Raw genomic sequence first — 2,168 nt, 5'->3', positions numbered from 1 at the left:
CCTACGGCTTCCTCGTGGCCGAGCGCTGCCTTTTCCCCCCTCAATCCCGCTTCACCGCGCGGCGGCTCAAGACACCTGCGCTATCCAAAGGCTTCCAGCCGCGCGGTGCCGGTCCGGCCTGAGCGCCACGTGCCGCACTCAATCGCCAGCATTCGCCGCCGCCTCACCGTCGGCCTTGTCCACCTCCTCCCGCGCTGCCCCTGCTGCCTGCAGAAACAGCGTATACGGCCAAGAAGCAAGTGACACAGTAAGAATAGGAACCGGCTTGGCAGCCCGTCATCCGCGCTTTGTGTGATGGCAGCAAGGCGGTCCGGCTGGATCGTGCCGAACATCGACACGGTGAGATTGCCAATGGAGATCGGGTCGGGATGCTTCTGCCGGTCAACCTTGTAAGAGCCACCGTTGTAGGCTTCCAGCCAGAATGGCCGATCCGTGCCGCTGCTGTAGCGGGACTGGTTGAGCAGCCAGCCCGTCAGCTCGTCGCGCGAACACAGTAGGCCCTTCGGATATACCGACAGCAACTCGGCCACCCTTTCAATGGTCGCATCCGTTATTCGAAGGCGAGGCTCTACCGGTTTGGGTGGGGACATGGCTGCGCGCGGCTTGGGTGGCACCGGATTGCCGGCCGCCATGGCGGCGGCGACTTCCTTCTCCCACTGCTTCTCGGCAATGCTGGCGACGGTAGCCGCTTCCTCCCATTGCGCACGTTCCATCGGATAGCTCCGCGCCATCCGCGTTTCCAGCTTGTTCAGCACATCACGCATGACTGGAGCCGCTCCGGAAGACTTCCCGGATGAGGGGTTTCCGACGCTGGCGCACCAGAGTGCCGGTGGCTCATGCCATCCATCCCAACCGGAGACCCAGCGGGCGTTTCCCATAAGGGCCGATGCAAGGGCCAGCAGAGGCATGGCGACATAGTCGGGCGGCGCATTTGAGGCTTCAGCGCATTGCTCGATCCAACTCGCCCAGTCAGGACCAAGAACATCCAGCGGCAATGGTGGAGCGGGGATCGCGCTTCGGCGAAGAACGGACATAGCCGGCTCCGGCCAGCCGCCAGCTGCTGTGTGGTTCGGCGCCCTTGCGCCGCGAACCTCCGGCACCGCAAGCGTGTAATCGGGCTCGGCGCCTTGCAGCAGATCGGGTCGGGGACCGCATTGCGCGGCCACCGACGAACAGGAAGAGAGGTTGTGCATGGGCACTCCGTGTTGGGTTGCCCGGCAGGCGGCGCTGGAGAACGCCAACCGAAACTGCTACGTCGTGGCTGCTGATGTGGTGCCACTATGACCGCAGCGCGTTCCGGGTCGCCGGGCGCGTTGCGCGTCGTTCTAGGCCGCTTCCTTGGCGCCGCGTCGGCCGCCACGGATGGGAGTTGCCGCCTTCAGTTTGGCGCGTGCCACGGCGACCAGCTCCTCCGTTTCACAGAGGGCCTTGCCGTTGATGTGGCGCCAAGTCAGGGGCCAGACTTCCAACGAGCGGTGTGAAACGGGGAAGAAGTGCTTGGTCACCAGTTCCGCGCCAGCTCGCCGGTCAACACGGACGGGCAGCGCGGCAAGGTCAATCAGCTCGTCACCGACGCTTTGGCGGTATTGGGTAAAACTCAGGTCTCCGTTTCCTGCGCGACGGAGGAGCGAGTAAGCCAACGGGAGCCAGAAGTAAAAGATACTGGGGCGTGGTCACCAAAATTGATGCTGGAAGTTTAACCAGGCCACCCTGCTCTTCAGATTTTTCAGACTACCACGGTTATGGCGTGCAGCTGGATTGGCGGATTCGGCGCGGCCGACTGATCCTTGCGGGTGGTCAAATTCGACGTTGGCTGCTCCGTCAGGGGCGCCGCAAGCGCACGACCTTCGCGCCTGGGCTTGTCCTGCCCGCGAGGGCGTCGGCCAACATCTCGCCCCACGCCGCCATGGCCGCGACTTGTTCCGGCCAGCGCACCGCGCGCTGATAGACACCCAGCACCCCGCTACGGGTGGCGGCCTGCCGATGGTTCAGGATCGCGTCTGGGATTGTCTCAGAAATGCCGGCCTCGCCCAGGGCCGTGGCGAAGGACTGAACCGCACCGGGATGGCCGGAGGCTTTTGTGCTTGGGTCATGCCGCCAGGGCGGTTGTCTCCCGTTGGGCATAGTAGCGCGCCTCGGCCTCGGCGGGAGGGATGTTTCCGATCGGC

Annotated in this window: 2 protein-coding genes; both read right to left on the bottom strand. The window is 64.5% G+C overall.

From position 1 onward, the window contains the following. Nucleotides 1–80 precede the first annotated feature (80 nt). Nucleotides 81–1,034 (bottom strand): DUF3987 domain-containing protein, encoded by a 954-nt coding sequence (locus tag LHA35_RS28125; protein WP_226614922.1) that lies wholly within the window; start codon nucleotides 1,032–1,034, stop codon nucleotides 81–83. 291 nt (nucleotides 1,035–1,325) lie between these two features. Then, the gene (locus LHA35_RS28120) at nucleotides 1,326–1,640 is read right to left on the bottom strand and encodes a hypothetical protein (protein WP_226614918.1); all 315 of its coding nucleotides are present in this window, start codon (nucleotides 1,638–1,640) and stop codon (nucleotides 1,326–1,328) included. Between the last annotated feature and the right edge of the window lie 528 nt (nucleotides 1,641–2,168).

The sequence above is a fragment of the Roseicella aerolata genome (assembly GCF_020523605.1).
Lineage (GTDB): Bacteria > Pseudomonadota > Alphaproteobacteria > Acetobacterales > Acetobacteraceae > Paracraurococcus > Paracraurococcus aerolatus.
The sequence above is the reverse complement of the archived record's forward strand: the minus strand, read 5'-3'. Positions and strand labels throughout refer to the sequence as shown.

Excerpts from the sequence above, each read along its gene's own strand:
- LHA35_RS28125 (WP_226614922.1), bottom strand. The coding sequence starts at position 1,034 with ATGTCCGTTCTTCGCCGAAGCGCGATCCCCGCTCCACCATTGCCGCTG.